Origin of the sequence: Xanthobacter sp. NM-59 (assembly GCF_021401125.1) — a bacterium.
Lineage (GTDB): Bacteria > Pseudomonadota > Alphaproteobacteria > Rhizobiales > Xanthobacteraceae > Xanthobacter.
In genome coordinates, this window is the sequence record NZ_JACBFQ010000004.1 from 186,485 (window position 1) to 199,707 (window position 13,223).

Annotated in this window: 8 protein-coding genes; 7 read left to right on the forward strand and 1 reads right to left on the reverse strand. The window is 67.4% G+C overall.

The genetic code is table 11. The annotated features are described in order from the left end of the window. Window positions 1-53 precede the first annotated feature (53 nt). On the forward strand, window positions 54-413 hold the full coding sequence (locus L0966_RS10415) for a helix-turn-helix transcriptional regulator (protein WP_234051831.1): 360 nt from the start codon (window positions 54-56) through the stop codon (window positions 411-413). A gap of 84 nt (window positions 414-497) precedes the next feature. Further along, window positions 498-2,399: an ABC transporter ATP-binding protein/permease gene (locus L0966_RS10420; protein ID WP_234051925.1), complete on the forward strand. Its 1,902-nt coding sequence runs from the start codon at window positions 498-500 to the stop codon at window positions 2,397-2,399. A gap of 102 nt (window positions 2,400-2,501) precedes the next feature. Here the strand turns inward: L0966_RS10420 and L0966_RS10425 are convergent, their stop codons facing one another. Next, on the reverse strand, window positions 2,502-2,891 hold the full coding sequence (locus L0966_RS10425) for a hypothetical protein (protein ID WP_234051832.1): 390 nt from the start codon (window positions 2,889-2,891) through the stop codon (window positions 2,502-2,504). Between the two features lie 261 nt (window positions 2,892-3,152). Here L0966_RS10425 and L0966_RS10430 point away from each other — a divergent pair, with 261 nt between their 5' ends. From L0966_RS10430 to L0966_RS10450, 5 genes are all read left to right on the forward strand, one after another. Continuing rightward, window positions 3,153-4,724 (forward strand): Do family serine endopeptidase, encoded by a 1,572-nt coding sequence (locus L0966_RS10430; protein ID WP_234051833.1) that lies wholly within the window; start codon window positions 3,153-3,155, stop codon window positions 4,722-4,724. Between the two features lie 282 nt (window positions 4,725-5,006). Then, complete coding sequence (locus L0966_RS10435) at window positions 5,007-5,723, forward strand: response regulator transcription factor (RefSeq protein ID WP_304945430.1); 717 nt, start codon at window positions 5,007-5,009, stop codon at window positions 5,721-5,723. Between the two features lie 47 nt (window positions 5,724-5,770). Continuing rightward, on the forward strand, window positions 5,771-7,210 hold the full coding sequence (locus L0966_RS10440) for an ATP-binding protein (RefSeq protein WP_234051927.1): 1,440 nt from the start codon (window positions 5,771-5,773) through the stop codon (window positions 7,208-7,210). 118 nt (window positions 7,211-7,328) lie between these two features. Next, entirely contained in the window at window positions 7,329-10,313 is a 2,985-nt protein-coding gene (locus L0966_RS10445; protein WP_234051834.1) for a bifunctional [glutamine synthetase] adenylyltransferase/[glutamine synthetase]-adenylyl-L-tyrosine phosphorylase, read from the forward strand. A 174-nt stretch (window positions 10,314-10,487) separates the two neighbouring features. After that, window positions 10,488-13,223: a cation-transporting P-type ATPase gene (locus tag L0966_RS10450; protein ID WP_370640700.1), complete on the forward strand. Its 2,736-nt coding sequence runs from the start codon at window positions 10,488-10,490 to the stop codon at window positions 13,221-13,223.

The following is a 13,223-nucleotide window of genomic DNA, read 5'->3' on the forward strand; positions in this document are numbered from 1 at the left end:
GCGTGACAGCGGGTCTTGAAAGGGTCATGATCATCGTTTATCGACGATGAACGATGAATCCTCCTCCCCTTGTCGCCGCCTGCGCGGATCCCGATCCCGAGGCCCTCGATGGGCTGGCCGAGGGCTTGCGGGCGCTGGCCCATCCAGCGCGCCTCACGGTGCTTCTGCGGCTGGCGCGGGAGAACCGCTGCGTGTGCGGGGAGATCGTGCGCGGGCTGCCATTGGCCCAGTCCACCGTATCGCAGCATCTGAAGGTTCTGGCGGAAGCGGGCCTTATCCGCAGCCGCGCGGAAGGGGCGCGCATCAGCTATTGCCTCGATCGTGAGGCCGTCCTGGCGCTTCGCGCCGAGTTGCAGGCCGTGTTCGATCTCCTGCTCCGTGAGGGAGCGGACGAGCCCACGGCGGAAAGTTAGGTTTTCATGTCTGACGGTTCCAAGGCTGGCGGCGCGGGCCTCGCCGCGCCCGCCCCGCGCGCTTCCGGCGCGGCGGGCGAGCGCATGTTCGGCACCCTATCGCGCCTGTGGCCTTATCTGTGGCCACGGGATCGGGCCGACCTGCGCACCCGGGTCATCATCACCATGGTGCTGCTGTTCGGCTCGAAGGGCGCCACCATGGTGGTGCCCTTCGTGTTCAAATGGGCGACCGACGCTTTGACGTCCGAGGTGAATGGCGAGCCCACCCCCTCCGGCTGGGCCTATGTGCTTGCGGCGCCCGTCGCCTTGACCCTGGCCTACGGACTGGCGCGCATCGTCATGGCGGCCATCACCCAGCTGCGCGACGGCATCTTCGCCAAGGTGGCGCTGAATGCGGTTCGAAAGCTGGCCATCGAGACCTTCCAGCATATGCATGATCTGTCGCTGCGCTTCCATCTGGAGCGCAAGACGGGCGGCTTGACGCGTGTTCTGGAACGGGCCCGCAATGGCATCGAGACCATCGTGCGCATGGCGGTGCTCCAGCTTGCGCCCACCATCGTCGAGCTGGTGATGGTGCTGGGCGTGCTGCTGTTCGCGTTCGACTGGCGTTACGTCGTGGTGGTGGCGCTCACCATCGCCGCTTATGGCATCTTCACCTATCGCGCCAGCGAATGGCGTCTGGCCATTCGCAAGGAAATGAATGACAGCGACACCGAGGCCAACACCAAGGCCGTGGATAGCCTGCTGAACTACGAAACGGTCAAGTATTTTGGTGCCGAGCGGTGGGAAAATGCCCGCTACGATCGCTCCATGGCGCGCTATGAGAAGGCGACGATCCACACTTACACGTCTCTGGCCTGGCTTAATGCCGGGCAGGCTGTCATTTACTCGGTCGGCCTTGCCGTCATCATGGTGATGTGCGTGTTCGACATCCGTGCCGGACGGCAGACGGTGGGCTCCTTCGTCATGATCAATGTCATGATGCTGCAGCTTTACGTGCCGCTGAATTTCCTCGGCTTCATCTATCGCGAGATCAAGCAGGCCCTGCTCGATATCGAGGCGATGTTCGCCGTTCTGGCGCGCGATCCGGAGATCAAGGACAAGGCGGGCGCGGCCGATCTGGTGGTGCGCGGCGGCACTGTGCGGTTTGAGGACGTGCGCTTTTCCTATGAAGGCAATCGCGAGATCCTCAAGGGCGTCTCGTTCGAGGTGCCGGCGGGCCGCACGCTCGCCATCGTGGGTTCCTCGGGCGCGGGCAAGAGCACGCTGTCGCGCCTGCTGTTCCGCTTTTACGACATTTCCTCCGGCCGCATCCTCATCGATGGGCAGGATATCCGCGACGTGACCCAATCGTCGTTGCGGGCTGCCATCGGCATGGTCCCGCAGGATACGGTGCTGTTCAACGACACCATCGCCTACAACATCCGCTATGGCCGCCAGGATGCATCCGAGGGCGAGGTGGAGGAAGCGGCGCGGCTGGCCCGCATCGACGGCTTCATCCGCTCCACTCCCAAGGGCTACAAGACCGAGGTGGGCGAGCGCGGCCTGAAGCTCTCCGGCGGCGAGAAGCAGCGTGTGGCCATCGCCCGCACCTTGCTGAAGGCGCCGCCCATCCTGGTGCTGGACGAGGCGACCTCCGCCCTCGACAGCCACACCGAGCGCGATATCCAGGAAGCCCTCGACAAGGTGTCGGAAGGGCGCACCACGCTCGTCATCGCCCACCGCCTGTCCACCATCGTTGGGGCGGACGAGATCCTGGTGATGGCCGACGGGCAGGTGGCCGAGCGCGGTAGCCATGCGGCTTTGTTGGCGCGCGGCGGGCTCTATGCCGATCTCTGGCATCGCCAGCAGCAGGCGGAGGAGGCGGCGGCTTCCACCGCCGCCGCGGGCGCCGAAGGCGAAGGGCAGCAAGCCAGTCTCGATCCCGCCCAGCTCGAGGATGCCGCAGACGACTACCAGGACAACGCTTCCCGGGCCGTGGGCTGAGCGCACGGGACAACCGGCGCCGATTCCGACGCATTGGCCCCTGTGCACGACACAGGGGCGTTTCCGGCCCAACCGGCGCCGCAGGTTGCCCGCACCGACGGATTAAGGCCGGGCGACGCTCCACGCGCCGTCGAGCAATCCGTCTCCCATGGCCTCGCCGGGCTTCTGGTCCTTGGCGAAATGATACAGGGGCTTGCCCTTATAGGCCCATTGCATGGTGCCGTCGTCGCGGGTGACGAGGGTCCAGGCGCCCATGGCCTTGGCATCCATGCCGGCTTTCAGCGGCGGCCAATTCTTGGCGCAGGCCGCGGCGCAGGCGGATTTGCCTGGCGCATCCTTGGCGAAGACGTAAAGGGTCATGCCCGAGGCATCCACCAGGGCATTGCCCTTCGGGGTTTCCATGATCATTGCAGGTTCGGCCGCCAGGGCGGGGCCAATGGCGAGAAGACCCAGGCACACGGCGGTAGCAGGGGCAAGAAGCGATCGGCCCATGGTCGACCTCCTGACACAATCGCGGCGGCCGCTCTCGGGAAATCCTTGCGCACCAAGCCGTCGCTTAGAGAGGGCGCATCCGGCCGGTGAACGCTCGCGGGCGCGCCGCGTTCCGTCGAAACCGGCCATCACGGCCGTGTGAGCGACATTACCGAACCGTAATGCCATCGCCAGGGAACCGTAAGGCTCGGACATCTACTTTCACCCTCGAACCTGCCGATGACGCAGGACACCCGACGCTAAAAAGTGAGATCCGATCGCATGACCCGCTCTGACAAGACCCCCTCCGTGACGAAGCGCCGTCGCCAGGCTCTACTCGCTGGCGTGTTCGGCCTCGCGGTCGCCGGCATGGTGGCTGGTGAGTTCCTGCCGGGCACTGCGACTCCCGCTTACGCGCAGATCACCACCAGCCAGCCGGCTGGGACCTTCTCCTTCGCCGACATCGTCGAGAAGGTGTCGCCTGCGGTCGTGTCCGTGAAGGTGAAGAAGGATGTGGGCGACCAAGTCGCTTCCAATGACGGCGAGGGCCTTGGCAGCGGCAACATTCCGCCCCAGATCGAGCAGTTCATGAAGCGCTTCGGCTTCGGTGAGGGCCGTGGCCCGATGGGTCCCATGGGCCCCAACGGTCCGATGGGGCCGCGCGGCCATCGCGGCCCGGGCGGTGAGCGCCCCGTGGTTGGCCAGGGCTCCGGATTCATCATCTCTGCCGACGGCTATGTGGTGACCAACAACCACGTGGTGGACGGCGCCGACGAGGTGGATGTGACCACCACCGACGGCAAGGAGCACGTGGCCAAGGTGATCGGCACCGATCCGCGCACCGACGTCGCCCTTCTGAAGATCCAGGATGCCAAGGACCTGCCCTGGGTGAAGCTGGCCGACAGCGCCCCGCGCGTGGGTGACTGGGTGATGGCGGTCGGCAATCCGTTCGGCCTCGGCGGCACGGTGACTGCGGGCATCGTCTCGGCTCGCGGCCGCGACATCGGCTCGGGTCCCTATGACGACTTCATTCAGATCGACGCCCCCATCAACCGGGGCAATTCCGGCGGTCCGACCTTCTCGCTGAACGGTGAGGTGATCGGCATGAATACCGCCATCGTCTCCCCCTCGGGCGGCAATGTGGGCATCGCCTTCGCCATTCCCTCCGAGACCGTGAAGACGGTGGTGAACCAGCTCCGCGAGAACGGCTCGGTGGCGCGCGGCTATATCGGCGTGCAGATCCAGCCGGTAACCGAGGATCTCGCCTCCGGTCTCGGCATCAAGGAGACCGAGGGCGCGCTGGTGGCCCAGGTTCAGCCCAACACCCCCGGCGCCAAGGCGGGGCTGAAGGCGGGCGACGTGATCGTCAAGCTCAACAACGAGCCGATCAAGGACGCCCGTGAGCTCACCCGCAAGGTGGGCATGCTGAAGCCGGGCACCGAGGTGCAGCTCGCGGTGATCCGCGATGCCAAGCCCATCACCGTGGCGGTGAAGCTGGACCAGCTGCCCAACGACCAGGTGGCCCGCGCCGAGCAGGCGGATGAGGATGCGGGCGCCAAGGGCCTGCCGCGCCTCGGCCTGCAGCTCGCCCCGGCCAAGGGTGTGGACGGTGCCGGCAGTGAAGGTGTGGTCGTCACCGGCGTGGACCCCAACGGCCCCGCCGCCGCCCGCGGCTTCCGCACCGGCGACGTGATCCTGAAGGTGGGTGACAAGGCTGTTTCCAGCCCCAAGGATGTGCGCGACGGGCTCGCCGCCGCCAAGGCTGAGAACCGCAAGGCGGTGCTCATGCAGGTGAAGAACGAGCAGGGCGTGCGCTTCGTCGCCATCACCCTCGACAGCAAGGCCAAGGGCTGAGGAAAGGCCTGGGGCTGATCAACATCAAGAAGTTCCCGGGCTGATCCCAAACAGCCCGGCCAGTGCCGATCGGCGGGGTTCGCCCCCTACCCCTCGCCCCGCCGATCGGACCGTTTCCGGTGCCGTGCCCGACGATCCCCGTCGCCCCCACCGTCGGCCGGAACCGCAAGCGCGGGAAGCTCCAGAGGGCTTCCCGCGCTTTTCTTTTTGCGCACGTGCCCTGCGCCTCTCGCGGCCCGCCTTTGGCCGGTCCCCTTTCGCTCGAAATCGCTTTAGAGTGGCATGAACGCGAATCTCGATCTGGATACCCTCACCGCCATGCGCCTCCTCCTTGTCGAGGACGACCGCGACGCCGCCGAATATCTCCGCAAGGCCTTCCGCGAGGCCGGCCACGTGGTGGACCATGCCGCCGACGGGGAAGAGGGGCTCGCCCTTGCCCTCGCCGACAAATACGACGTGCTTGTGGTGGACCGCATGCTGCCGCTGCGCGATGGCTTGTCGCTGGTCGCGGAGCTGCGCGGGCGCGGCCATGCCACCCCCGTGCTCATCCTGTCCGCCCTCGGCCAGGTGGATGACCGGGTGCAGGGTCTCAGGGCCGGTGGCGACGATTATCTTCCCAAGCCCTATGCCTTCACGGAGCTGCTGGCGCGGGTGGAGGCGCTCGCCCGGCGCGGCGGACCGCAGGCCACTGACACCCTCTACAAGGTGGCGGACCTGGAGCTGGACCGCCTGGCCCACCGGGTGACGCGGGGCGGCAAGGAAATTCCCCTGCAGCCGCGGGAGTTCCGCCTGCTGGAATATCTCATGCGCCATGCCGGACAGGTGGTGACCCGCACCATGCTGTTGGAAAATGTGTGGGACTATCATTTCGACCCGCAGACCAACGTCATCGACGTGCATGTGTCGCGGCTGCGCTCCAAGGTGGATAAGGGCTTCGAGGTGCCGCTGATCCACACCGTGCGCGGAGCCGGCTACATGGTGCGGGCGGGGCTGGCGTGACAAGCGCGCCGCGCGTGCCCCTGGGGCGGGAGATCGCGGGGGCGGCCGTGCGCGTCTTCGGGCAGCTTTCGCGCCTGGTGCGCACCACCGCCTTCAAGCTGCTGGCGGCCTATCTCGCCGTGTTCGCCGTGTTCGCGGTCTCGGTCATCGGCTACACGGCGTGGCACACCCGCGAGCTCATCCAGAACCAGGTGGCCGACGATCTCGACCGCGAGGTCCGCTATCTGGCGGACCAGTACCGCGTCGGTGGTATCCAGCGGCTGGTCTATGTGATCGACCGGCGTTCCCGCCGGCCCGGCTCGTCCATTTACATGCTGGCGAATTTCCAGGGCGAGGTGCTCGCCGCCAACGTGTCGGACCTGTCGCTGGGCCTGCTGGATGCGGCGGGCACGCGCTTCACAACCTATAATCGGCAGGATGACGGCGGCGCCAGCCGCAGCCATGTGGCGTTCGTGCAGGTGTTCATATTGCCGGGCGGCTATCGCCTGCTGGTGGGGCGTGACATCGAAGAGCGTGACACGCTGCGCGATCTCGTGGCCCGGCCGGCGCAATGGGCTGTGGTGCTCATCGTGGTGCTGGGGCTGGCCGGCGGCGTGTTCGTGACGCGGCGCGTGCTGAAGCGCATCGATGCCATGACCGCCACCACCGAGACCATCATGGCCGGCGACCTTTCCGGCCGGCTGGCCCTGACCGGAACCGGCGACGAGTTCGACCGGCTGGCCCATTCCCTCAATGTCATGCTGGAGCGCATAGAGGCCCTCATGCAGGGTCTGAAGGAGGTGTCCGACAATATCGCCCACGATCTGAAGACGCCGCTGACCCGCCTGCGCAACCGCGCGGAGGAGGCCCTGCGCACCGCGCGCGGCGAGGAGGAATGGCGGGCCGCGCTGGAGACCACCATTGAGGAGAGTGACGGCCTCATCCGAACTTTCAACGCGCTGCTGATGATCGCTCGCGCGGAGGCCGGGCAGGCGCGCGACAACATGACCGACGTGGACCTGGCGGATATCGCCGAGAACGTCTCCGAACTCTATGACCCCCTGGCGGACGAGCAGGGGCTCGACCTGACGGTGACGCTGGAGCCGGTTTTCGTGCATGGCGTGCGCGAGCTGCTGGCGCAGGCGCTTTCCAATCTCCTCGACAATGCCATCAAATACGGCCGCCCGCCCGAAGGGGAGCGCGGGCGCATCGAGGTCAGCCTCAAGCGCGATGGGGGGCATGCGGTGCTGACCGTCGCCGATTCAGGCCCAGGCATCTCGGCTGCGGACCGCGAGCGGGTGGTGGAGCGCTTCGTTCGGCTGGAAGCAAGCCGCACCCGGCCGGGTTCCGGGCTAGGCCTGTCGCTGGTGGCCGCCGTGGCGCGGCTGCATGGAGGCGAACTTTCCTTTGCCGACAATGCGCCCGGCCTTGTCGCCAGCCTGCGTCTTCCGGCCAAGGTGGTGCGGGATGGCGCGAGTGCAACCGCGGATCTGGCCAGCCGACGTTAACCCCGGTGAGGCACAAAGGCGGGGCGAGGCGACCGAATCGGCGGGCACGCCTCAGAATCGGTCTCACTGTCATCTGAGGGGTTGCACATTGTGCGCTCCCGTGCCTTTAGGTCAGTCCATGCGCGCGCCCCATGCTCCGGACCACGTGTCGGATTCGTCCGAAGGAACCGTCCTCGCCGTCATGATGCGGGAAGCGCCCGTTGTTCATGACGCTGCCGCCGCCGATCTGCGGCTCTCCCATGCGGTCGAGCGGCTGGAGCCGGCGGAGCGGGAACGACTGGACGCGCTTTTCGCCGCCGGCCCCGCGTCGCGGGATGTGGTGCGCGGTGTCGCGGAGGGCTCGCCCTTTCTCATGGAGCTGATCCGCTCCGAACCGCAGCGCCTGCTGCGCATCCTGGGGAGTGATCCCGCAGTCCACCTTGAACGGCTGATCTCCACCTGCGCCGCCGCCTGCCTCGCTGCCACCGAGGAAGCAGAGGCGATGCGGGCCCTGCGGCGCATGCGCAGCGAGGCGGCCCTTCTTATCGCCCTTGCGGACATCGGCGGGGCCTTCGACCTGGTGGATGTGACGGCCGCTCTGAGCGATGTGGCCGATGCGGCCGTGCGCGGGGCGCTGGACTTCCTGCTGACGGATGCCGCCCGTGCGGGCCGCCTTTCACCCGTCGACCCAGCGCAGCCGGCGCTCGGCTGCGGCTTCGCGGTCATCGCCATGGGCAAGCATGGCGCCCGCGAGCTCAACTATTCCAGCGACATCGACCTGATCGTGGTCTACGACCGCGACCGCGCGCCGTTGGCGGAAGACGTCGTCGCTTCCCCCTTCTTCGTGAAGGTCACGAAGGGGCTGGTGCGCATGCTCCAGGAACGCACCGGCGACGGCTATGTGCTGCGTGTGGATTTGCGCCTGCGGCCCGATCCCGGCTCCACCCAGGTTGCCCTCTCCATCAACGCCGCCCTCGATTATTACGAGCGCGAGGGCGCCACCTGGGAACGCGCCGCCTATATCAAGGCCCGCCCTGTGGCCGGCGACCTCGATCTGGGGCGGCGCTACCTCACCGAGCTGTCGCCGTTCGTGTGGCGGCGCGTGCTGGATTTCCAGGCCATCGCCGATGTCCACGCCATGAAGCGGGAGATCCATGCCTTCCGTGGCCATGACGTGGTGGCGGTGGAGGGCCACAATGTGAAGCTCGGGCGCGGTGGTATCCGCGAGATCGAGTTCTTCGTGCAGACCCAGCAGCTCATCGCCGGCGGGCGCGATCCCCTGCTGCGCACCTCGCGCACGCTGGAGGCGCTGGAGGCGCTGACCGCCCATCGCTGGATCGCCCCCAATGTGCGCGACGAGCTGACCGAGGCCTACCTGTTCCTGCGCCGGGTGGAGCACCGCATCCAGATGGTGGCGGATGCGCAGACCCATGAGCTGCCCGAGAGCCGCGAGACCATGGAGGGCTTCGCGCGTTTCATGGGCTATGCCGACCGCGACGCCTTCGCCGCCGCGCTGGTGGAGCGCCTGCAGCGGGTGCAGGGGCACTATGCCCAGCTGTTCGAGGATGCGCCGCCGCCGGCCGTGCTCGATGCCGACCTCCTGTTTCCGCCGGATGAGAATGACCGCCCCACCATGGCCGCGCTGGCCCGCCTGGGCTTTCGCGAGCCGGCGGCGGCGAGCGGCATCGTGCGCGGGTGGCTGGCCGGGCAACCCCGCGCGCTCAAGACCGAGAGCGCGCGCCTGCACCTTGCGCGCATCGTGCCGCTGCTGCTGGAATCCCTGGCCCGCGGTGGCGATCCCGACGGGGCGCTGATCGCGGCGGACCGTTTCCTCACGGACCTTTCCGGGCCACACCTGCTGGCGGCGCTGGATCGCCACCCTGATCTGGTGCGGCTTCTGGCGACCATTCTCACGGCGGCGCCGCGCCTGGGCGAAACCCTCGCCCGGCGGCCGTCATTGGCGGATGCGCTGCTCGATCCCGCCTTTTTCGATGTTCTGCCCGACGAACGCAGCCTTGAAACCCATCTTGAGTTTCTGCTGGACGGCGCCGACACGGAGGAGGAGCAGTTCGACCGGGCGCGGCGGTTCCGGCAGGAACAGCACGTGCTCATCGGCGTGCGCATCGCCTCGGGCACCCTGGCGGCGGCGCGGGCGGGCGAGGCTTATGCGCGCCTTGCGGAAGTCATCATCCGCGCGCTGCACCGGCGCGTGTGGGCGCGCTTCGTGGAGGCGCACGGCAGCATTGCGGGCGCGCGCACGGCGGTGCTGGCCATGGGCAAGCTGGGCGGTCGCGAGATGACCGCCGGCTCGGACCTCGACCTGATCGTGCTCTACGATTATGCCGCCGACGCCGACCCCACCTCCGATGGCGAGCGGCCGCTGCAGGGCGCCCAGTATTTTGCGCGCTTCACCCAGCGCCTGGTGACGGCGCTCACCTCCCTCACCAATGCGGGCAAGCTCTATGATGTGGACCTGAGGCTGCGCCCCTCTGGCCGCTCTGGGCCTTTGGCGACGCGCCTCACCTCCTTTGCCGCCTATCAGCAGGAGGAGGCCTGGACCTGGGAGCACATGGCGCTCACCCGGGCCCGCGTCATCGCGTCTGATGACGACTTCCGGATCCGCGTTGAGGAAGTCATCTGCTCGGTGATGCGCCAGCCGCGGGACCGGCGCACCCTGGCCCGCGACATCCTCGACATGCGCCACGCCATCGCCGCTGAGAAGGGCGAGGACGACAAATGGAACCTCAAGCACGCCGCCGGCGGGCAGGTGGACGTGGAGTTCCTGGCCCAATACCTCGTTCTGGCCCATGCTGAGCGTCATCCGGAGATCGTCGACACTGCGACCGCCCGCATCCTGGCCCATGCCGAGCGGCTCGATCTGCTGGAGGCGGAGGATGCCAATGTCCTCATCCGTGCCTGCCGGCTCTACCAGGACCTGACGCAGGTGCTGCGCCTGTCGGTGGATGCCCATGTGGTGCCGGCCGATGCCAGCCCGGCGCTGAGGGCCCTGCTCGCCCGCGCTGGCGAGATGCCGGACTTCGCCACCCTGGAAGCCTATCTCACCGAGACCCAGCAGAAGGTGCGGGCCATCTTCGAGCGAATCCTTCAGGCCGGCGCCGCCTGACCGGGGCGGGATGCAGGGGCTGCGGCATTGAGCCGTGCCGGATGGCTTGCCCGGCCGGCTCGTCCTCCCCTATGATATTCCGCAGCGTAAACTTGATTTCGATCAAGTAATGGCGCGCCATGGGGGCGTCACACGCGCTTTGTGATGCCGTCATCAGGGGCAGGTGCATTGACCTTGGCAGATCAGGACCACCGTTCGGCCGCTTCCTCTTCCTCGCAGAACAGCACCGCCGACTGGCACGCTCTGGTGCCATCGCAAGTTTTCATTGCGCTGGACACGGGCGCATCGGGAATTTCGAGCGAAGAGGCGCGCCATCGTCTTGAGCGCCATGGCCCCAATGCCCTGCCGGAGGCGCCGGCGCGCAACCCGATCTTTCGTTTTCTGGCGCAGTTCAATAACGCCCTCATCTATTTCCTGCTGGCGTCCGCCGTCGCGGCGCTGGCACTCGGCCATACCATCGACGCGGTGGTCATCGTCGCGGTGGTGAGCGTCAATGCGGTGGTGGGCTTCATTCAGGAGGGCAAGGCCGAACAGGCGTTGAGTGCCATTCGCGACCTTATCGCGCCCCATGCAGCCGTGATGCGGGACGGCGTGCGCACCTCGATTCCGGTGCGCGAGCTGGTGCCGGGTGATCTGGTGCTGCTGGAAGCCGGCGACCGTGTGCCGGCGGATCTGCGCCTCGTGCATGCCCGAAACCTGCTGGTCGACGAGGCGATGCTGACCGGGGAGTCGGTTGCGGCGGAGAAGCACGAGGGTTCCGTCGCTGTCGATGCGCCGCTGGGGGATCGCGCCTCCATGGCGTTTTCAGGCACGCTGGTGGCGGCCGGGCAGGGGGCGGGCATCGCCGTGGCGACGGGCCGCGACACGCAGATCGGCCATATCAGCACCCTCATCGCCAAGGTCGAGCCGCTCACGACCCCGCTGCTGAAGCAGATCAACAGCTTTGGCCGCGGCTTCACCATCGTCGCCTTCCTGGCCTCCATTGCGCTGTTCGCTTTCGCGGTGCTGCTGCGGGGCTATGACTGGGTCGAGGCCCTCATTGCCGTGGTGGCCCTCGCGGTCGGCGCCATTCCCGAGGGGCTGCCGGCGGTCATCACCATCACGCTCGCGATCGGCGTGCAGCGCATGGCCTCGCGCCGGGCGGTCATCCGCCGCCTGCCTGCGGTGGAGACGCTGGGCGCCACCTCAATCATCTGCTCCGACAAGACCGGCACGCTCACCCGCAACGAGATGACGGCCCGCCGTCTGGTCACCGCGACCCACCAGCTGGAGGTCGATGGCTCTGGCTACGCGCCGCAGGGCGCCTTCAAGGCGATCGGGTCCGACGATGATGTGGCGGCCCTGGAGGCTGCGGAGGAGCTTATCCGTTGCGGTCTGCTCTGCAATGACGCGGCCCTCGCCCATGCCGACGGGCACTGGCGCGTGAGCGGGGACCCCATGGAGGGGGCGCTTGTGACCCTTGCCGTAAAGGCAGGGCTCGATCCCGATCATCTGCGCTCCGAATGGCAGCGGCAGGACGAGATCCCCTTTGATGCCCAGCATCGGTTCATGGCCAGCCGGCATCGCCATCCGGGCGGCGGCGCGGTGCTGTTCGTGAAGGGTGCGCCGGAAGCGCTGCTGGGCCGCTGCCGCACGCAGGCCGGCGCGGCGGGCGTCGAGGCGCTGGACGCTGGCCATTGGAGCGAGGCCATCGCCCGGGCCGCGGGCAAGGGCGAGCGCGTGCTCGGCTTCGCTATGAAGGCCCAGGCCCAGGGCGTCGCGGAAGGGCGGCTCGGCTTTGCCGATGTGGATGGCCTGTGCTTTCTGGGCCTGGTCGGCTTCATCGATCCGCCCCGGCCGGAGGTCATCGATGCCATCGCCGAATGCCGCTCGGCGGGCATCTCGGTGAAGATGATCACCGGCGACCATGCGGCCACTGCCGCCGCCATCGCCGGCCAGCTCGGCCTTTCTGATCACCTGGAGGTGGCCACGGGCGCCGAGGTGGATGCGGCCTCGGACGCGGAGCTCGCCTTACTGGCGACACGGGCCAGCGTGTTCGCGCGCACAAGCCCGGAACACAAGCTGCGCATCGTTCGGGCCCTGCAATCCACCGGCGCCGTGGTGGCGATGACTGGCGACGGGGTCAATGACGCCCCCGCGCTCAAGCAGGCGGACGTGGGCGTGGCCATGGGCGTCAAGGGCACGGAGGCCGCGAAGGAGGCCTCGGAGATGGTGCTGCTGGACGACAATTTCGTGTCCATCGTCTCCGCCGTGCATGAGGGGCGCACCGTGTACGACAATGTGCGCAAGGTGATCGCCTGGACGCTGCCCACCAATGGCGGCGAGGTTCTGGCCGTCGTCACGGCGATCGTATTCGGCTTCGTCATGCCCATGTCGGCGGCGCAGATCCTCTGGATCAACCTCATCACCACCATCACGCTGGGTCTGGTGCTGGCGTTCGAGCCCGCCGAGCCGGATGTGATGCGCCGCCCGCCCCGCCGTGCGGATGCTCCACTGCTGACGCGGTTCCTGCTGTGGCGTGTGTTCTTCGTTTCGGTCCTGTTCGCCGCCGGCACGCTTTCCATTTTCTTTTACGCACTGGGCGAAGGTCGGGATCTGGCCACGGCGCGCACGCTGGTGGTGAATGCCATCGTGGTGCTTGAAATCTTCTACCTGTTCAACGTGCGCTTCATGCACATGACCTCGCTGACCTGGCGGGGTGCGCTGGGAACGCCGGCGGTGCTGCTGGCGCTGGCGGGCGTCATTGCCGCGCAATTCGCGCTGACCTATCTGCCGGTCATGCATGAATTGTTCGGCACCACCCCGGTAACACTGTCCGATGGATTGATCATCATCGCTGCGGGGGTGATCTTCATGGCCATTCTCGAGGGCGAGAAGGTGGTCATGCGCCGGTTCGGCTTGGCCGATTGA

What these genes read in the sequence shown, in the direction of transcription:
- L0966_RS10435 (WP_304945430.1), top strand. Translation starts at nt 5,007, where the DNA reads ATGAACGCGAATCTCGATCTGGATACCCTCACCGCCATGCGCCTCCTC.
- L0966_RS10425 (WP_234051832.1), bottom strand. Translation starts at nt 2,891, where the DNA reads ATGGGCCGATCGCTTCTTGCCCCTGCTACCGCCGTGTGCCTGGGTCTT.
- L0966_RS10415 (WP_234051831.1), top strand. Translation starts at nt 54, where the DNA reads ATGAATCCTCCTCCCCTTGTCGCCGCCTGCGCGGATCCCGATCCCGAG.
- L0966_RS10445 (WP_234051834.1), top strand. Translation starts at nt 7,329, where the DNA reads ATGCGCGCGCCCCATGCTCCGGACCACGTGTCGGATTCGTCCGAAGGA.
- L0966_RS10420 (WP_234051925.1), top strand. Translation starts at nt 498, where the DNA reads ATGTTCGGCACCCTATCGCGCCTGTGGCCTTATCTGTGGCCACGGGAT.
- L0966_RS10430 (WP_234051833.1), top strand. Translation starts at nt 3,153, where the DNA reads ATGACCCGCTCTGACAAGACCCCCTCCGTGACGAAGCGCCGTCGCCAG.